The following is a 16,984-nucleotide window of genomic DNA, read 5'->3' as shown; positions in this document are numbered from 1 at the left end:
GGCTCGGGCCGCGCCGGGACGCGGGCGGCCGCACCCGGGAGCGGCTGCGGCGGAACCGGCTGCGGACGCGGGGCGGACTCGCGGTGGGGTTGGGGTTGCGCCACGGAGGGCGCCGGCGGCGCGGCGGCGGCGCGTCGCGAGCTCTCAACGATCTGCATGATGCGTCCCATCATGCTCTCCCCCGCCTCGACCTGGCTCGCGAGATCGGCGGCATAGCGCTCGGCGGTACGCAGGCGCTCGGCGAGGGTGCGGTCGCACTCGCCGAGCGTGGCGCGCAGGCCGGCGATGGCGCGCTCGGCGTTGTCGGTGGCGGTGACGAGCTCGCCGATCGTGCGCCGCATGGAGGCCTCGTCCGCCTGCAGCCGGGCGATGCGCCGGCCGAGCCGCGCGCACGTGACCATGCACGCGACCAGCAGCACGGCGACCAGGATCTCGGCGAGGAACATCAGCACCGACGTCATCCGCGCATCACTCCTTGTGGCCCTTGAGGCTCGCCTCGAAGCCGGCGAGCGTGGTGCGCGAGCGCCGCAGGGGGCGCGCGACCTGGATGGCGATCTTGTCGTCGACGCGCCCGACGCGGCCCTGCGTCAGCCGCCAGTCGCCGCAGCGCAGGGTGACGAGGTCCGAGGGCTTGGCGTCGAGCATCAGGGTGTCGCCGACCTCGAGCTTCATCACCCGCTTGAGCGGCAGGCGCATCTCGTGGAGCACGGCCTGGATCTCGAAGTCCGCCTGCCAGATCTCGGTGGCGAGATGCCCTTCCCAGACCGAATCGCGCCCGAGCTTCTCGCCCATGAAGCTCTGCAGCAGCAGATCGCGGATCGGCTCGATCGTCGCGTAGGGAAGCAGGATCTGGAACGTGCCGCCGCGCCCTTCCATGTCGAGCTTGAGCTCGATCAGGATCGCCGCGTTGGCAGGCCGCGTGATCGTGGCGAAGCGCGGGTTGGTTTCGATCCGGTCGACGGAGAAGTTCACCTGCGAGAGCACGCCGAAGCAGGTCTCGGCGTCGGCGAGCACGATCTCCACCATGCGCTTGACGAGCTGCATCTCGATCGTCGTGAACGGCCGCCCGTCCAGCCGCGTGCCCTGGTTGCCGCGCTTGCCGCCGAGCAGCAGGTCGAGCGTGGCGTAGGCGAGGTTCGACTCGATGGTGACGAGGCCCGAGCCCTCCCAGCCCTCCGCGTGGAAGACGGCGAGCTGCACCGGCAGCGGGATCGAGTTCAGGTAGTCGCCGAAGCGCACCGAGGAGATGTTGTCGAGCTGGACCTCGACGTTGTCGTTGAAGAAGTTGCGCAGGCTCGTCGACAGGAGGCGCACCATCCTGTCGAAGATGATCTCGAGCATGGGCAGGCGCTCGTACGAGACGACGCCCGAATCGACGATCGCGCGGATGCCCCCCGCCCCCGAGGCCGACATCTCGCGCAGCGAGAAGCCGAGAAGCTGGTCGATCTCCTCCTGCACGAGGATGCGGTCGGCGCCGGCGAGCTCGGGGGAGGAATCGTCCTCCGCCTCGTCGATCATGGTGGCCCATTCGGCCGCCATGTCGGAGGCCGCCGCCGCCGTGCCCTGCTCGGCGAGCGCCTGCCCCCACTCGTCCGCGAGCGAGGCGTCGGCCTCCTCGCCCGCCTTCTGCTCCATCAGGGCGGCGGCCCAGTCGTCGTCGATCTCCTCGGGTTCGTCGGCCAAGGCGCGCTCCCTATTGCACCACGACCTCGCCGAAGAGCACCGCGTCCACCTCTGCGGGGTGGACGGCGATGTTCACGCGGCGAAGCAGCTCCTCGCGCAGGCGATAGACGCCCGCCGAGCCGTGCAGGTCGGAGGCGCGCAGCTCGCGCACGTAGGTCTGGAACGCGTCCTCGACGCGCGGCATCAGCGGCGCGATCTCGGTCGCGGCGACGGGATCGGAAACCTCGAGACGCGCGGTGAAGCGCAGGAAGCGCGGGCGCTCCTCGTTGGGCTCGGGGGCGAGGTTGACGGTCATCTGCGGCACGTCGACGAAGGTCGGCGGCACGGCGGCCTCCGCCTCCGCGAGCGCCGCCGCCTCGGCCTCCGCCGCCTCGTCGGAGCCCGACAGGAAGAAGAACGCGCCCGCGCCGCCGCCGATCAGCAGCACGCCGGCGACCGCGCCGATGAGGATCAGCTTCTTCTTCTTGCCGCCCGAGCCGGCTTCGGCCTCGGCGCCCTCGCCCTCGACCTCGGCGTCCTCGCCCTTGCGTGGTTTCTTCGCCATGGAGTCCCCCGCGCCCGAACCGATCGGCACGTGGCCCGACAATCGTCGAGGCGTGGTTAATGCCGCGTTAAGGCGGCAAAACCTGCCGGGTCCTTCTTGCCGCGCGGCGCCGGGCGTCCGTCGTCAGGGTGAACGGCGGCTTTCACGGACGCCTTGGTTTCCAAGGCATTCCGGCTCACCGACCCGGCTGGCACGGTCTTCGCGAATAGGAGCGTGCCGGGCCCGGCGCTGGGGAGCGTGAACGGGGCCGGCGGGGACAATCGGGGACAAGGAGCGTCTCTCATGGAGAACACGCTTCTCATCGGCCTGTCGCGCCAGGTGGCGCTGGCCCGTGAGCTCGACGTGATCGCCAACAACATGGCGAACGTCAACACCAACGGCTTCAAGGCGCGCTCGTCGCGCTTCGAGGAATATCTCGAGCCGGACGCGTCCGCCGAGACCTTCCCGTGGCCGGATCGCAAGCTCTCCTTCGTCATCGACGCGGGCAGCCCGATCGATCTGTCGGACGGGGCGACCGAGCCCACCGGCAACCCGCTCGACGTCGCCATCCGCGGCGACGCCTTCTTCGTCGTCGAGACGCCGGCGGGCGAGCGCTACACGCGCAACGGCGCCTTCCAGGTCGATCCGCAGGGCCGCCTCGTCACCTCCGACGGCTTTCCCGTGATGGGCGACGGCGGCGCGATCCAGCTCGAGCCCGGCGACACCGGCATCGTCATCGCCGGCGACGGCACGATCTCCACCGACGCCGGCCAGCGCGGCCGGCTCGCTCTGGTGCGCTTCGACGCCCCGCAGATGCTCTCGAACATGGGCGCGAACCTGTTCGCGGCGGTCGAGCCCGCACAGCAGGCCCAGCCCGCCGGAGAGCGGGCCCGGGTCGAGCAGGGCTTCATCGAGCGCTCCAACGTGCGCGCGGTCTACGAGATGACCCGCCTCATGGAGGTGAGCCGCGCCTACACCCGCGTCGCCTCGACCCTGTCGAGCCTGACCGACCTGCAACGCACCGCCATCCGCACGCTCGGCGAAGCGGCGTAAGCCCGAAGGAGACGCAACCATGCGCGCCCTCTACTCCGCCGCGACCGGCATGATGGCCCAGGAGCTGAACGTCCAGGTCATCTCCAACAACATCGCCAACATGCGCACCACCGGCTACAAGCGCCAGCAGGCCCATTTCCAGGATCTGCTCTACCAGACCATGCGCCGGGCCGGTGCGACCACTTCCGCGCAGGACACCCAGACCCCGTCCGCCATCGAGATCGGCTCGGGCGTCAAGGCCGTCTCCACCGCCCGTGCGATGACGCAGGGCAACCTCACCCCGACCGAGCGCGACTTCGACATCGCGGTGCGCGGCGAGGGGCTCTTCCAGATCCGCCTGCCCGACGGTCGCGCCGCCTTCACCCGCGACGGCGGCTTCGACCTCGACGCGCAGGGGCGCCTCGTCACCAAGGACGGCTACGAGGTCGAGCCGGGCATCGTCATCCCGCAGAACGTCCAGAGCGTCTCGATCAGCGCCTCGGGCGTGGTCGAGGTGACGACGGCCGACGCGCCCGAGCCGCAGGAGGTGGGCCAGATCCAGCTCACCCGCTTCGTCAACAAGGTCGGCCTCGAGTCGATCGGCGACAACCTCTTCCTCCAGACGGCCGCCTCCGGCGATCCCGTCCAGGGCAACCCGGGCGAGGAGGGCTACGGCTCGCTCCAGCAGGGCTACCTCGAGGAGGCGAACGTCAACGCCGTCACCGAGATCTCGGCGCTGATCTCCGCCCAGCGCGCCTACGAGATGAACTCGCGCGTCATCTCCGCGGCCGACCAGATGCTCCAGGCCGCCAGCCAGATGTTCCGGGGGTGAGGACGATGACGCTGCGCTTCGCTTCCCTCCGTGCCGCCGCGCGCCCCCCCGCCGGCCGCCTCCCCCTCGGCGCCGTCGCACGCGCCGCGGCGATCCTCGGGCTCGCCGTCGCGATCGCCGCGGCCGCGCGGCCGAGCCTGGCGCAGGACGTCTTCGCCCAGCCGGCCGCCGGGCAGGTCGCCGCGCTGGCCACGCCCGTCGCTCCCATCGCCGCCGCGTCGCCGAGCCTGCGCGGGGACGTGATCGTCTCCGGCGACGTCATCCGGCTGGGCGACCTCGTCGCCGACGCGCCCGCCGCGGTCGCGGCGACGCCGGTCTTCCACGCCCCGGCGCTCGGCGAGCTCGGCACGATCCAGGTGGCGCGCCTGCTGCTGGCCGCGCACGCCCTCGGCGTCGTCGACGTCGCCACCGGCGGGCGCGAGCAGGTGACGGTGACCCGCGCCGCACGCCGCATCGGCCAGGAGGCGGTCGCCGCGGCGCTCTCCGAGCGCATCGCGGAGACGGCGATGCTGCCCTCGGACGAGATCGAGATCGCCTTCGACGGTACGCCGCCCGGCCTCCTCGTCTCACCCGAGGCGACCGAGCCCGTTGCGATCACCGATCTCGCCTGGGACCCCTCGACCCGCCGCTTCACCGCGACCGCCTATGTCGGCCCGAGCCCGGCCGAGCGCCGTGCCCAGGCGGCCGTCAGCGGCGTCGCCCGGCAGGTCGTGCCCGTCGCCGTCCTCGCCCGCTCGATCGCCCGCGGCGAGCCGATCCGCGCCGACGACTACCGCATCGAGCGCCGCGCCGTGGAACGCGTTCCCGCCGACACCCGGCTCGACGCCATCGAGGTCGACGGGCGCGTCGCGCGCCGCTCCCTCACCGCCGGCGCGCTGCTCCGCCAGGGCGATCTCGAGCGGCCGATGCTGGTGGAACGCAACGGCACGGTGCTGATGGTCTACGAGAGCGGCTCGCTCACCCTCACCCTGCGCGGCACCTCCCGCCAGGCGGGCGCCGAGGGCGAGGTCGTCGACGTCGAGAACCCCGTCTCCGGGCGGATCGTGCAGGGCGCCGTCATCGGCCCGGGCACGGTGCGCGTCGGCAACGCCTTCCACGGCCGCGTCGCGGCCCTCGCCAACTGATGCCGGACGAGATCGCCATGCTCCGCTCGCTTCCCCGCCTCGCCGCGCGCGCCGTCGCGCTCGTCGCGCTGGCCGGCACGCTCGCCGCCTGCGGCACCGCCGACCGGCTCGCCAACGTCGGTCGCGCCCCGGCACTCACGGCCATCGAGGATCCGACCGCCCAGCCGGGCTACGTTCCGGTGCGCATGCCGATGCCCACGCCGGAGGTGGTCTCCTTCGCCTCGAACTCACTCTGGCGCCAGGGCGCGCGCGGCTTCTTCAAGGACCAGCGCGCCGCGCAGGTGGGCGACCTCGTCACGGTGCGGGTGCGCATCACCGACCGCGCCCAGTTCGACAACCAGACCCGCCGCTCGCGCGCCAACTCGGAGGCCCTGGGCGCAGGTGGGCTGTTCGGCCTGGAGACGCAGTACGACCGCGTCTTCGGCGACGACATCCAGGCGGACGCCCTCGTGGACGCGAGCTCGGATTCCTCGAGCCGCGGCGCGGGCTCGATCCGCCGTTCGGAGCAGCTGACGACGAACGTCGCCGCGGTCGTGACCCAGCGCCTGCCCAACGGCAACCTCGTCATCGAGGGCAAGCAGGAGGTGCGCGTGAACTTCGAGGTGCGCGAGCTGATCGTCGCCGGCGTGGTGCGCCCGGAGGACATCGAGAACGACAACACGATCGATTCGACCAAGATCGCCCAGGCGCGCATCGCCTACGGCGGCCGCGGCCAGATCACCGACGTCCAGCAGCCCCGCTACGGCCAGCAGGTGCTCGACATCCTCCTGCCTTTCTGACGCGTCCCCTCCCCGGCTCCCCTGCGAAGGATCCCCTACCCCCGTTCCCTCCCCCGGATCGTCGGCCGCTCCCCAGTGCTCCCCGAGCACCGTGCCGCCGATCCGCCCCGACGGCCCCGGCTTCCCCGAGCCGGGGCCGTTCCCCGTTCCCGGGTGGATGCACGCCATGGACGGCGAACGAAAGCCGCGACGCTCCTCCTCCCCCGCGGGGGGCCCTGCTGGGAGGATCCGGGTCGCGACTGGCGCGCTCACCCCGTGGCGTCGCGCCAGGGCACCACGTCCCCCGGCAGCCGACGGCCCACCACGTCGAGCAGGAGCGCGAGCAGCAGCGTCACGACGACCGTCGCCGTCGCCAGCGCTGCGGCGGCCGGGGAGTTGCCCTCGTATTGCAGGAAGAAGACCACGACCCCGAGCGTCTCGGTGCCCGAGGACCAGAGCAGCGCGGAGACCGTGAGCTCGTTGAACGCCGTCATGAAGATGAGCAGCCCGCCCGCCACCGCCGCCGGCGCGGCGATGGGAACGACGATCACGAAGAGCCGCCGGAACGCCCGCGCGCCGGCGATCCGTGCGGCCTCGTCGAGCGCCGGCTCGATCGTCTCGAGGCTCGCCGTCACGGGCCGCAGCGCCAGCGTCATGAAGCGCGCGAAATAGGCGAAGAGGATGATCCAGAGCGAGTTGTAGACCGACACGCCGAGGATCGGCAGCGGCGGCAGGAAGACGAGGATCGCGCCCAGCGCGAGCACCGTGCCGGGGATGGCGTAGGGGGTGTCCGCGACGAGATCCAGCACGCGCGCCGCCCTCATCCGGCGCATCACCGCGAGGTAGGCGAGCGGCACCGCCACGAGGCCTGCGACGAGCGCCGTCGCCCCGGCGAGCAGGAACGAGTTCGCGAAGGCGCGCCGCGTCATCTCCTGGCCCAGCACCGCGAAGCGGTAGTGATCGAGGGTCAGCGTCTCGAGCGACAGCCGCACGCCGACGGCGGGCGTCAGCGATGCGGCGAGGAGCGCGCAGAGCGGCAGGAACGAGACGAGGCCGAGCACGACCCACACGCCCGTCTCGAGCGGCAGCCGGGCGCGCCCGAGCGGAAACGGCCGCAGCATCGCGCTCGCCCGCTCGACCCGCGCATGCATCCGCGCGGCGACGATCGCCCGCAGCGCGAGGCCGCCCATCGCGATCAGGATCAGGATGAGCGCGATCGCCGCCACCTCGCCGAGCACCGACGGCCCGAAGCCGTTCAGCCGCTGGTAGATGAGCGTGGTCAGCATCGTGTAGCGGCCCGGGATGCCGAGCAGCGCGGGAACGCCGAAATTGCCGATCGCCGAGACGAAGGCGAGCGCCGCGCCCGCGAGCAGCGCCGGCAGCGACAGCGGCAGCACGACGCGCAGCGTCGCGACGAGCGGCCGCGCGCCCGCGATCCGCGCGGCCTCGACGAGATCGCGCGGCATGGCGCGCAGGCCCGCGCGCACGGCGAGGAAGACGAGGGCGGCGTGCTCGACGCCCATGACGAGCACGATGCCGCCGAGCGAATAGAGCGGGTTCGTGGTGCCGGGCGGGCTCGCCAGCCCGAGCGGGCGCAGGATCGGCGAGGAGGGGCCGATCAGCTCGATCCAGGCGAGCGCCGTGATCTGCGAGGGGACGAGGAGCGGCAGCAGCAGCGCGAAGGTGAGCGCCGTCTTGGCGCGCACGTCGGTGAGCGCCACGACGAAGGCCATGGTCGCGCCGAGCACAACCGAGACGAGGGTCGCGAGCGTGCCGGCCTCCAGCGTGTTCCACAGCGCCCGCGAGGTGGAGCGCGACTGCCACTGGTCGCGCAGGATGCCGAGCGTCTCGCCGGCGTCGTTGGGCCCGACCGCCTCCAGGAGCAGGCGCCCGAGCGGCCAGAGCGTGAAGACGCCGAGATAGAGGGCGACGCCGGCGAGCAGGATCGTCTCGCCGGAGGGGGCGCGCAGGCGCCAGGAGGGTGGCGCGCGCAGGCGCGAGGGCAGTACGGCCTGCGCGCGCTCCAGCATGAGGTCAACCGCCGAACAGGTCGGCGAAGGCGCGCTTGTTCGCCTCGTCGTTCTCGATCATCGCGCCGAGGTCGGCCTCGAGGATCGTGAGCTGCGAGGGGGCGGGGCGGCCCTCCGGCAGGTCGACACCGTCGATCAGCGGAATGTAGCCCTGCGAGGCCGACAGCGCCTGCCCGGCCTGCGACAGCGTCCAGTCGACGAAGGCCTGCGCGGCCTCCATGTCGTCCGTGCCCTCGACGATCGCCACCGGCTCGGTGATCGCGGAGACGCCCTCGGACGGGAAGACGAAGCCGACCGGCGAGCCGTCGGCGGCGGCGTTGAGCGGCATGAAGTCGACGATGATGCCGTAGGCCTTCTCGCCGCGGGCCACCGCCTCGAGCACGCCGCCGTTGCCGCGCCCGGCGATGGCGCCGTTGTCGGCCAGCGTCTCGTAGTAGTCCCAGCCGAACTGCGGCTGCTGCACCATCGTACCGACGTGGTAGACGGCGGCACCCGAGTAGAGCGGGCTCGGCATCGTCAGCGAGCCGGCGATCTCGGGCCGGGTCAGGTCCATCCAGGAGGTCGGCGGCGTCTCGACGAGCTCGGTGTTGTAGACGATGCCCGTCGTGATCAGCTTCGTGCCGAAGAAGGTCATGTCCGGATCGATGACGGCGGAGGGCAGGCCCTCGACCGGCGCGTCCGCGTAGGCGGCGAGGCGGCCGTCGTTCTTGAGCTGCGTCATCGCCACCGCATCGGCGATGAGGAGCACGTCGGCGGGCGTCGAGCCGGCGGCGAACTCGGCCTGCAGCCGGTTGACGACCTCCGTCGTGCCCGAGCGGAACACCTCGACCTGGATGTCCGGATGAGCCTCGTTGAAGGCCTCGACGATGGTCGCCATCTGCTCGGTGGGCTGCGAGGTGTAGACCGTGATCGAGCCCGACTGGGCGAGCGCGAGCGTGGAGACCGACGCGAGCGCGAGGCCGGCGATCACGGGGCGGAGCATCGTCTTCATGCGGAGAACCTCGTCGAAGGAGTGGAGCGCGGGGGACGGCGTGCGCGCACGCGCGCCTCGCCGGTGGCGGTAGCAAGCGCGCGTGACGCTCGGGTGACAGCTCTGCGACGCGGCGGGCCCGCTCATCCGTCGACCCCCGCCCACCCCGCCTGCCGGCAGGCCTCGCCGAGCACCATCGCCGCAGCCACCGCGACGTTGAGCGAGCGGAAGCCCGCGCGCATCGGGATCGTCACCCGCGCGTCGGCCGCCGCGTGCACCGCGTCCGGCACGCCGGCGGACTCGCGCCCCACGAGGATGGCGTCGCCGGGCGCGAAGGCGAAATCCGTGTAGCGGATCTCGGCGCGTGTCGTCGTCAGGACGAGGCGCACGCCGGCTCCGCGCCGCCAGTCCTCGAAGGCGTCCCACGAGCGGTGGCGGAGGATCTCCACCCGGTCGAGGTAGTCCATGCCGGCGCGGCGGAAGTTGCGGTCCGACGGGTCGAAGCCGGCGGGCTCGACGATGTCCACCGCCGCGCCGAGGCAGGCGGCGAGGCGCACCATCGTGCCGGTGTTCTGGGGTATGTCGGGCTGGTAGAGGACGAGGCGCATGCTCTCGTCATCGTGTCCCCGCGACGACGCGTCAAGTGAACCGTGCGGGCACCGCCTCGGTTGACGAAGCCCCGACGAAGCACGACGTTCGAACCATGTCCGCATCCAGCCCCTCGCTCGCCGCCCGGCTCTTCGCCTGGGCCGAGAGCCGCATCGACCCCTTCGCGCCCTTCGACCGCGACGAGACCCCGCCTTCCGGCGTGCTTCCCTTCGCATGGCACTATCTTGCGCCGGTGAAGGGCTGGTTCGTCGCGCTCACCGTGGTCGCCCTCGCCTACGGCCTGTTCGAGAGCGCGATCTACCTGCTCATCGGCTGGTTCGTGGACGTGCTCGCCTCCGGCGACCCGGCGACGATCGTCGACACGCACGGCACGGCGCTCCTCGCCGTCGCCCTGCTCGTCCTCGTGCTGCGGCCGATCCTGTTCTTCGCGCACAACCTCATCACCAACCAGATCCTCGTCGCCAACGCGACGAACATGATCCGCTGGCGTGCCCACAGCTACACGCTCGGGCACGCGATCTCCTACTTCCAGGGCGACTTCGCCGGGCGGCTGTCGACGCGGGTGCTCCAGGCGGGGCAGGCCGTGCGCGAGATCGCGGTGACGCTCCTCGACACGCTGCTCTACGTCGTGCTGTTCGCCGCGACCGCGATCGGCCTGTTCCTGTCGATCGAGGTCTGGCTCGCGCTCCCGATGGCCGGCTGGATCGTCGGCTACGCGCTGCTCCTGCGCTACTTCGTGCCGCGCGCCCGCGTGCGCTCGCTCGAGGTGGCGGAGACGCGCTCGGCGATGACGGGGCGCGTCGTCGACAGCTACACCAACGTGCTGACGGTCAAGCTCTTCGCCCGCACCGACGCGGAGCGCTCGGCCGTGCGCGAGGCGATCGCGCGCAACACCCGGGCCTTCCTCGACATGATGCGCCTCGTCAGCGGCGTGTCCGTCGTGCTCCAGGTGATGAACGCCGCGCTGCTCGTCGCCACCGCGGGCCTGTCCTTCCTGCTCTGGCGCGAGGGCGCGCTCTCGGCGGGCATCGCCGCGGCGGGTCTCGCGCTCGTCATGCGCGTGATCACGATGTCGGGCTGGGTCATGCAGAGCGTGCGCGGGCTGTTCGAGAACGTCGGCGTCGTGCAGGAGGCCATGCGCACGATCTCCAAGCCCCACGGCCTCGTCGACGCGCCCGATGCCCGCCCGCTCACGGTCGACGAGGGGGAGATCCGCTTCGAGCGGGTGCGCTTCCATTACGGCAAGGAGGAGGGCGGCGTGCTCGACGATCTCTCGCTGCGCATCGCGCCGGGCGAGAAGGTCGGGCTCGTCGGCCCGTCGGGCGCGGGCAAGTCCACAATCGTCTCGCTGCTGCTGCGCCTGCACGACGTCGAGAGCGGGCGCATCCTCGTCGACGGCCAGGACATCGCCCGCGTCACGCAGGACAGCCTGCGCGCGCAGATCGGCGTCGTGACGCAGGACACGTCGCTGCTCCACCGCTCGATCCGCGACAACATCGCCTACGGGCGCCTCGACGCGAGCGACGCCGAGATCGCCCGCGCCGCGCGGCTCGCCAACGCCGACGGCTTCATCGCCGAGCTCGTCGACCACCAGGGCCGGCGCGGCCTCGACGCCCATACCGGCGAGCGCGGCGTGAAGCTCTCCGGCGGGCAGCGCCAGCGCATCGCCATCGCGCGCGTGATCCTCAAGGACGCGCCGATCCTCGTCCTCGACGAGGCCACCTCCGCCCTCGATTCGGAGACCGAGGCGGCGATCCAGGCGTCGCTCGAGGGCCTGATGCAGGGCCGCAGCGTCATCGCCATCGCCCACAGGCTCTCGACCATCGCCGCGCTCGACCGGCTGATCGTGCTCGACGAGGGCCGCATCGTCGAGGAGGGCACCCACGCCGCCCTGCTCGAGCGCGGCGGCGCCTATGCGCGCCTGTGGGCGCGGCAGTCGGGCGGGTTCATCGGGGCGGACGCGCCGGGCCTGATGAAGGTGGGCTGACGAAGGCGATCCGCCCGGCCTATTCCGCGGCCGAGCGGTCCGCCTTCCCATAGCGGCGGTCGATGTACTCGACCACGAGCGCCTTGAAGTCGTCGGCGATCGTGGCGCCGCGCAGGGTCATCGCCTTCTTGCCGTCGATGAAGACGGGCGCGGCGGGGGTCTCGCCGGTGCCCGGCAGAGAGATGCCGATGTCGGCGTGCTTGGACTCGCCGGGCCCGTTGACGATGCAGCCCATCACCGCGACGTTGAGCACCTCCACCCCCGGGTGGGTGGTCTTCCACTCGGGCATCGAGGTCGCGATCCAGTCCTGGATGTCGCGCGCGAGCTCCTGGAACACGGTCGAGGTCGTGCGCCCGCAGCCCGGGCACGCGGCGACCTGTGGCACGAAGGTGCGAAAGCCCATCGTCTGGAGCAGCTCCTGCGCCGCCTTCACCTCGAGCGTCCGGTCGCCGCCGGGCTCGGGCGTGAGCGAGAAGCGGATCGTGTCGCCGATCCCCTCCTGCAGCAGCACGCCGAGCGCCGCCGAGGACGCCACGATGCCCTTCGAGCCCATGCCGGCCTCGGTCAGCCCCAGGTGCAGCGCGTAGTCCGAGCGGCGCGCCAGCTCGCGATAGACCGCGATCAGGTCCTGCACGTTCGAGACCTTGGCGGAGATGACGATGCTCTCCTTCGGCAGGCCGATCTCCATGGCGCGCTCCGCCGAGAGCAGCGCGGACTGCACCATCGCCTCGCGGGTGATCGCGCCCGCCGGCAGCGGCTCGGCCTGCGCGGCGTTGAGGTCCATCAGGTGGGTGAGCAGTTCCTGGTCGAGGGAGCCCCAGTTCGCGCCGATGCGCACGGCCTTGCGGTGCGCGATCGCCTTCTCGACGATCATCGAGAACTGCCGGTCCTTCTTGTCCTTGAAGCCGACGTTGCCCGGGTTGATCCGATACTTCGCCAGCGCCTCCGCGCAGGCCGGGTGGTCGTCGAGCAGCTTGTGGCCGATGTAGTGGAAGTCTCCCACCAGCGGCACGTCGCAGCCGATCCGGTCGAGCCGCTCGCGGATCCTCGGCACGGCGGCGGCGGCTTCGTCCCGGTCGACGGTGATGCGCACGATCTCCGAGCCGGCGCGGGCGAGCTTGGCCACCTGCGCGACGGTCGCGTCGATGTCCGCCGTGTCGGTGTTCGTCATCGACTGAACGACGATCGGCGCGCCCCCGCCGACCTGTACGTGACCGATCATCACGCCCACCGTCCGATGGCGCGCGGCGGGGCCGGACTTGGTGTGATCGGCTTGGGCGAGGAGGCTCATGAGGGCGCTTCCGGGTCGGGCGGGGAACCGGGGAAGAGGTGACGCCTGCGGGGGCGCGCGTCAAGGCGTTGCCACAGATCGGAAGCCGCCATGTGACTTGGAGCCATACCTGACTTTACCGACTATCGAGGCTGCCATCCTCATTACACTGCGATTCAGGATATCAGAGATTCTATCGTCTCGGAGAGTTCTACGCAGAACCGAGTCGAGGGTCCGACTGGACCTCCCACGGACGAGCAGGGCTGTTGCAGGGGTGCGACATTGCAACCAGGAACGAAACCGATCGTCAAGAGTCCTTGTCTCATATCGAGGGACGATATACGTTCCATCCCGAGCTGCCAGCCTTGATCGAGCTCGCGGGGACGTACCGGCTGACCAATGGGTGGACCATGGCTATTCGTGCGGAATGGTGCGATCCGACGCCGGGCCGCCCCCGGGGGCTCGATTACGCTCTGAACCTGATGGATGGAAAGGATCGTGTGCTCGGGCTCGACAATTCTCACGGGTTCGATGGCGCAGGCGAGCATGATCCCTTCGATCACGAGCACCCTGACGGGCGCGTCGAGCAGCGGGTCCGCTACGCGTTCACGACGGCGCAAGCGCTGATCGCAGGTTTTTTCGCGCGCGTCGAGGCCGCGTGCGAACGGCGAGGAATCCCGTTCGAGTTCGAGGACGAGACCGATGAGTAGGACCATATCCGGAAACGACCTGCGGGACCGCATGCTGGCACGCATGCGCGCGGTCGCCACGTCGGCTCCAGAGGACGCATTCAAGGTTCTGGCGTCGGCAGGGAACAGGGATCTGCTCGGCCTGATCGGTCGCGAGGCCCCGCAGAGCATCAGCGCGCTGTCCGAGCTCGCCGGTCGTGCGCAGCCGAACGTGAGCCGTTCGCTGAGCGCTCTCGTCGGAGCCGGGCTCGTGCTCCTGCGGCAGGACGGACGGTCGTCGATTCCCGAGTTGACCGATCTCGGACGGGAGAAGGCCGCGGAGCTCGGTCTGCTCGATTTGCCGACGCGCGCGACCCGGCCGGCCGACGAATCGGTCGCCGAGCCGTCTTTCCTGACGGTGCGCTTCGACGGTTCACCGGACGATGGTGCGCGCGGTGCCGTCCTCGCCCATCTGCCACGGCGGGATGGTCAGGGCCTCGCGACCGTGAGCCTGGAGACCGACATCGAGGCCTGGGCCGGAGGGCTCGTGGACCATTGGTGGCGCATGCTCTATCGGCGCGATGCTCCGCATCCTCTGGGGACGTTCGCCGCGGCCTCCGGCCCGGTCCCGATCGCCGTGAAGTCGCACGGCCCTCGCATCGAGCGGATCGTTCGCGGTCCGATCACCATGGCGCGCGACGCGGCCTTCCTGCCTTTGGAGGAGCTCGAGCGCGATCTCATCGCGCAGGTGCTCGAGCCGGTGGCCGCACGGCTGCGCGCCGGGCGAAGGTTCGACCGGCCGATGCAGGCGAAGCTCGCGCGCCTTCTGGAAACGCGCGCCTTCCCGGCCGAGCACGCCTTCGCACGGACCGCCGGTGCGCTCGGGATCTCGCCCTACGATCTCGGCGACGCGCGCGCGGATGCGCTCCGCGAGCTGATCGCGGACATGCCCGACGAGGACGTGCGGCTCGATTTCGCGTCCGCCGTGCTCGACGAGGAGCTGGGCGCGGCCTCCGAATGGATCTCCGCCGAGCTTCGCGACCACGGCTCCGTCAACACCATGCGGCGCCTGCCCGAACTCGCCGGTGCGCTATCGGCTGTTCGGCTGCCAGCGAGCGCGCGTCCGTGGGAGCGCGGAACGTCGATGGCGAAGGCGCTGCGGAGGACGCTGAAGCTCGGACCGGACGCGTCCCTGATCGATCTCGAGCATCTCGCCGAACGGTTCGGATCCGACTATTTCGCCGCGAGCAGCCTCGACGCGCCTGCTGCGCTGCGCGGCTACCAGGGCGTGAGTGACGCGGGCCCGATCGTCGTCGTCGAGGACGAGGGGCCGGAGCGAACCGCCTTCACCCTCGCGCGCGCGATCGGGGACTATCTGGTCTTCGAGAGCCGCGCTTCCTGCGTAGCGGACCGCTACACCGACCGGCAGGCGGTAGGGCGCGCCTTCGCGGCCGAGTTCATGGCACCGGCCGAAGGCGTCGTCCAAATGGTCGAGGACGGCATGCCCATGGAGAGGGTGGCGCGCCACTACGGCACGACGCTCGCCGTGGTGAGCCACCAGTACGGCAACAACGCCGACCGGCTCGCGGACGCCTGACGGCGCCCGCGACACCGCCCGCCTCCCTCACCTCTCCGCCAGCTCCGCCAGGATCCGCGCCCAGGAGCGGATGCCCTTGTGGAAGCTGGTCAGGTCGTACTTCTCGTTGGGCGAGTGCACGCGGTCGTCGTCGAGGCCGAAGCCGACCAGCAGCGAGTCGAGGCCGAGCGTGCGCTTGAAGTCGCCGACGATCGGGATCGAGCCGCCCGAGCCGATGATCACCGGCGCGTTCGGCCACTCGGCTGCGAGCGCCGTCTCGGCCGCGGCGAGCGCGGGCATGTCGTAGGGCAGCGAGATCGCCCGCGAGCCCTTGTGGCGGATGATCTCGAACGAGCAGTCCGCCGGCACCCGCGCTGCCACGTGCTTCTCGAGCGCCGCCGAGACCGCCTCCGGGTCCTGGTCGCCGACGAGGCGGAAGGAGATCTTGGCCGAGGCCTGCGCCGGGATCACAGTCTTGGTGCCCTCGCCGGTGTAGCCGCCGACGATGCCGTTGACGTCGCAGGTCGGGCGCGACTGGATCATCTCGAGGATCATCCGGTCGCGCTCGCCGACCGGCTGCGACAGCCCGATCGGGCCGAGCAGCTGCTCGGAGGTGAGGTTCAGCGCCTCCCAGCGGGCGCGCACCTCCGGGGGCGGCTCGGAGACACCGTCGTAGAAGCCCTCCAGCGTCACGCGCCCCTGCGCGTCGTGCAGGTCGCCGACGATCTTCCCCAGGATGTGGATGGGGTTCGCGGCCGCCCCGCCGAACAGGCCCGAATGCAGGTCCCGGTCGGCGGCGCGCACGATCACCTCGTCGTAGGCGAGCCCGCGCAGGGAGGCCGTGACCGCGGGCGTGCGCGGATCCCACTGCGTCGTGTCGCAGACGAGCGCGAGATCGGCGGACAGCTCGTCCTTGATGGCCTCGACGAAGGCGGGCAGCCCCTTCGAGCCGTTCTCCTCCTCGCCCTCGATCAGGAACGTGAGGCCGATCGGCAGCGCGCCGGTGACGGCCTTCCAGGCCCGGCAGGCCTCGACGAAGGTCATCACCTGCCCCTTGTCGTCGCAGGCGCCGCGGGCGACGATCACCTCGCGCCCGTCCGGCAGCGTCTTGCGCACCGGCGTGAAGGGCGGGCTCTCCCACAGGTCGAGCGGGTCCACAGGCTGGACGTCGTAGTGCCCGTAGAACAGCGCATGCGGGGTGCCGGCGGGTCCGTCCACCCGCCCCACGACGGCGGGATGCGCGCCGGGCACGTCCCGCACCTGCGCCCCCACCCCGAGGCTCGCCAGATCCTCCCGGATGAACCGTGCCGCCGCGACGCAATGCTCGGCATAGGCCGGATCGGTGGAGATCGACGGGATCGCGAGCCAGGCGAACAGCCGCTCGAGCGCGGCGTCGAGGTCGGAGTCGATGTGGGCGAGGACGGCGGGGAGATGGGGGGAGGGCATGGTGGCTTTCGGTCGGGCGGTTGGGGTGTGAGATCGGGGGGAAGGTGTCGCGCGTTCGGGGGGCGGGGGCAAGGGGGTGGCGCGGGCGCACCAGGGCAGGCGGATACGGCGAAGGCGAACGAGCGCGCGCCGCAGTCTTTGCCGGCATCAGACGTCCGCGCGGCGCAATCGCACCCCCGGTCCACCTCCGTTCCCCGGGATGAACGCCACACCGGCCTCCTCCATCGCCCGCCTGAGCGCCGCCGCGGTCAGCTCGGTCCCGCTCAGCGGGCCGTGCTGGAGCTCCAGCCGGGCGATGGTGGGGACCGAGACGTTCGAGGCGACGGCCAGCGTCTTCTGGCTCCAGCGCAGGAGCGCGCGGGCGGCGCGGACCTGGGCCGAGGTGAGGCGGGCCGGCTTCTCCTGCGTCATGATTTTATTGTCCTTCCCTGTAGGATTCCTCTGCGAAACTCCGCCTTGTTCTGGCTTGCCGTTGT

Annotated in this window: 16 protein-coding genes; 7 read left to right on the top strand and 9 right to left on the bottom strand. The window is 71.3% G+C overall.

Going from position 1 to position 16,984, the window contains the following annotated elements; genetic code table 11:
* The 3 genes from ACTZWW_RS21145 to fliL form a co-directional block, all read right to left on the bottom strand.
* Nucleotides 1–461: DUF6468 domain-containing protein (locus ACTZWW_RS21145; protein WP_444782946.1), on the bottom strand; the 461-nt coding region annotated here is incomplete at its 3' end.
* Nucleotides 462–468: 7 nt separating this feature from the next.
* Nucleotides 469–1,635, bottom strand: a complete 1,167-nt coding sequence (fliM, locus tag ACTZWW_RS21140) for a flagellar motor switch protein FliM (RefSeq protein WP_444782947.1) — start codon at nucleotides 1,633–1,635, stop codon at nucleotides 469–471.
* Nucleotides 1,636–1,693: 58 nt separating this feature from the next.
* A complete protein-coding gene (fliL, locus tag ACTZWW_RS21135) occupies nucleotides 1,694–2,227 on the bottom strand; it encodes a flagellar basal body-associated protein FliL (protein WP_444782945.1) in 534 nt (177 codons plus the stop codon).
* 282 nt (nucleotides 2,228–2,509) lie between these two features.
* Between fliL and flgF the strand changes: the two genes are divergently transcribed.
* The 4 genes from flgF to flgH are packed head-to-tail and all read left to right on the top strand — an operon-like array spanning nucleotide 2,510 to nucleotide 5,973.
* The gene (gene flgF / locus ACTZWW_RS21130) at nucleotides 2,510–3,259 is read left to right on the top strand and encodes a flagellar basal-body rod protein FlgF (RefSeq protein WP_444782944.1); all 750 of its coding nucleotides are present in this window, start codon (nucleotides 2,510–2,512) and stop codon (nucleotides 3,257–3,259) included.
* Nucleotides 3,260–3,278: 19 nt separating this feature from the next.
* A complete protein-coding gene (gene flgG, locus ACTZWW_RS21125) occupies nucleotides 3,279–4,070 on the top strand; it encodes a flagellar basal-body rod protein FlgG (RefSeq protein ID WP_444782943.1) in 792 nt (263 codons plus the stop codon).
* A gap of 5 nt (nucleotides 4,071–4,075) precedes the next feature.
* A complete protein-coding gene (gene flgA, locus ACTZWW_RS21120; RefSeq protein WP_444782942.1) occupies nucleotides 4,076–5,194 on the top strand; it encodes a flagellar basal body P-ring formation chaperone FlgA in 1,119 nt (372 codons plus the stop codon).
* Nucleotides 5,195–5,211: 17 nt separating this feature from the next.
* Nucleotides 5,212–5,973 (top strand): flagellar basal body L-ring protein FlgH, encoded by a 762-nt coding sequence (flgH, locus tag ACTZWW_RS21115; RefSeq protein WP_444782941.1) that lies wholly within the window; start codon nucleotides 5,212–5,214, stop codon nucleotides 5,971–5,973.
* 248 nt (nucleotides 5,974–6,221) lie between these two features.
* Here the strand turns inward: flgH and ACTZWW_RS21110 are convergent, their stop codons facing one another.
* From ACTZWW_RS21110 to ACTZWW_RS21100, 3 genes are all read right to left on the bottom strand, one after another.
* Complete coding sequence (locus tag ACTZWW_RS21110) at nucleotides 6,222–7,982, bottom strand: ABC transporter permease (RefSeq protein WP_444782940.1); 1,761 nt, start codon at nucleotides 7,980–7,982, stop codon at nucleotides 6,222–6,224.
* Between the two features lie 4 nt (nucleotides 7,983–7,986).
* Nucleotides 7,987–8,973: an ABC transporter substrate-binding protein gene (locus tag ACTZWW_RS21105; protein ID WP_444782939.1), complete on the bottom strand. Its 987-nt coding sequence runs from the start codon at nucleotides 8,971–8,973 to the stop codon at nucleotides 7,987–7,989.
* A gap of 122 nt (nucleotides 8,974–9,095) precedes the next feature.
* Nucleotides 9,096–9,560 (bottom strand): tRNA (cytidine(34)-2'-O)-methyltransferase, encoded by a 465-nt coding sequence (locus ACTZWW_RS21100; protein ID WP_444782938.1) that lies wholly within the window; start codon nucleotides 9,558–9,560, stop codon nucleotides 9,096–9,098.
* A 95-nt stretch (nucleotides 9,561–9,655) separates the two neighbouring features.
* Here ACTZWW_RS21100 and ACTZWW_RS21095 point away from each other — a divergent pair, with 95 nt between their 5' ends.
* Nucleotides 9,656–11,548, top strand: coding sequence for an ABC transporter ATP-binding protein (locus tag ACTZWW_RS21095; RefSeq protein ID WP_444782937.1), 1,893 nt, complete (start codon nucleotides 9,656–9,658; stop codon nucleotides 11,546–11,548).
* Between the two features lie 19 nt (nucleotides 11,549–11,567).
* On the opposite strand, the gene ispG is transcribed toward ACTZWW_RS21095, so the two are convergent.
* Nucleotides 11,568–12,839, bottom strand: a complete 1,272-nt coding sequence (gene ispG / locus ACTZWW_RS21090) for a flavodoxin-dependent (E)-4-hydroxy-3-methylbut-2-enyl-diphosphate synthase (RefSeq protein ID WP_444782936.1) — start codon at nucleotides 12,837–12,839, stop codon at nucleotides 11,568–11,570.
* Nucleotides 12,840–13,183: 344 nt separating this feature from the next.
* On the opposite strand from ispG, the gene ACTZWW_RS21085 reads away from it, so the two are divergent.
* Together ACTZWW_RS21085 and ACTZWW_RS21080 are read left to right on the top strand one after the other, a co-directional pair.
* On the top strand, nucleotides 13,184–13,528 hold the full coding sequence (locus ACTZWW_RS21085) for a toxin-antitoxin system TumE family protein (RefSeq protein WP_444782935.1): 345 nt from the start codon (nucleotides 13,184–13,186) through the stop codon (nucleotides 13,526–13,528).
* 31 nt (nucleotides 13,529–13,559) lie between these two features.
* Complete coding sequence (locus tag ACTZWW_RS21080) at nucleotides 13,560–15,083, top strand: HVO_A0114 family putative DNA-binding protein (RefSeq protein ID WP_444782934.1); 1,524 nt, start codon at nucleotides 13,560–13,562, stop codon at nucleotides 15,081–15,083.
* Nucleotides 15,084–15,110: 27 nt separating this feature from the next.
* Here ACTZWW_RS21080 and ACTZWW_RS21075 read toward each other — a convergent pair whose 3' ends face one another.
* Entirely contained in the window at nucleotides 15,111–16,508 is a 1,398-nt protein-coding gene (locus ACTZWW_RS21075; protein ID WP_444782933.1) for a M20/M25/M40 family metallo-hydrolase, read from the bottom strand.
* 147 nt (nucleotides 16,509–16,655) lie between these two features.
* The gene (locus ACTZWW_RS21070) at nucleotides 16,656–16,919 is read right to left on the bottom strand and encodes a helix-turn-helix domain-containing protein (protein ID WP_444782932.1); all 264 of its coding nucleotides are present in this window, start codon (nucleotides 16,917–16,919) and stop codon (nucleotides 16,656–16,658) included.
* Nucleotides 16,920–16,984 lie beyond the last annotated feature (65 nt).

Origin of the sequence: Salinarimonas sp. NSM, from assembly GCF_052380005.1 — a bacterium.
In the GTDB taxonomy this organism is placed as follows: Bacteria; Pseudomonadota; Alphaproteobacteria; order Rhizobiales; family Beijerinckiaceae; genus Salinarimonas.
This window is presented reverse-complemented; position numbering and strand designations above follow the sequence as displayed.

Bases quoted from the DNA above. Each gene is read 5' to 3' on its own strand.
- flgG (WP_444782943.1), top strand. From the start codon at position 3,279: ATGCGCGCCCTCTACTCCGCCGCGACCGGCATGATGGCCCAGGAGCTG.
- ACTZWW_RS21080 (WP_444782934.1), top strand. From the start codon at position 13,560: ATGCTGGCACGCATGCGCGCGGTCGCCACGTCGGCTCCAGAGGACGCA.
- ispG (WP_444782936.1), bottom strand. From the start codon at position 12,839: ATGAGCCTCCTCGCCCAAGCCGATCACACCAAGTCCGGCCCCGCCGCG.
- ACTZWW_RS21070 (WP_444782932.1), bottom strand. From the start codon at position 16,919: ATGACGCAGGAGAAGCCGGCCCGCCTCACCTCGGCCCAGGTCCGCGCC.
- fliL (WP_444782945.1), bottom strand. From the start codon at position 2,227: ATGGCGAAGAAACCACGCAAGGGCGAGGACGCCGAGGTCGAGGGCGAG.
- flgA (WP_444782942.1), top strand. From the start codon at position 4,076: ATGACGCTGCGCTTCGCTTCCCTCCGTGCCGCCGCGCGCCCCCCCGCC.
- ACTZWW_RS21100 (WP_444782938.1), bottom strand. From the start codon at position 9,560: ATGCGCCTCGTCCTCTACCAGCCCGACATACCCCAGAACACCGGCACG.
- ACTZWW_RS21110 (WP_444782940.1), bottom strand. From the start codon at position 7,982: ATGCTGGAGCGCGCGCAGGCCGTACTGCCCTCGCGCCTGCGCGCGCCA.
- ACTZWW_RS21095 (WP_444782937.1), top strand. From the start codon at position 9,656: ATGTCCGCATCCAGCCCCTCGCTCGCCGCCCGGCTCTTCGCCTGGGCC.
- ACTZWW_RS21105 (WP_444782939.1), bottom strand. From the start codon at position 8,973: ATGAAGACGATGCTCCGCCCCGTGATCGCCGGCCTCGCGCTCGCGTCG.
- ACTZWW_RS21075 (WP_444782933.1), bottom strand. From the start codon at position 16,508: ATGCCCTCCCCCCATCTCCCCGCCGTCCTCGCCCACATCGACTCCGAC.
- fliM (WP_444782947.1), bottom strand. From the start codon at position 1,635: ATGGAGCAGAAGGCGGGCGAGGAGGCCGACGCCTCGCTCGCGGACGAG.
- flgF (WP_444782944.1), top strand. From the start codon at position 2,510: ATGGAGAACACGCTTCTCATCGGCCTGTCGCGCCAGGTGGCGCTGGCC.
- flgH (WP_444782941.1), top strand. From the start codon at position 5,212: ATGCTCCGCTCGCTTCCCCGCCTCGCCGCGCGCGCCGTCGCGCTCGTC.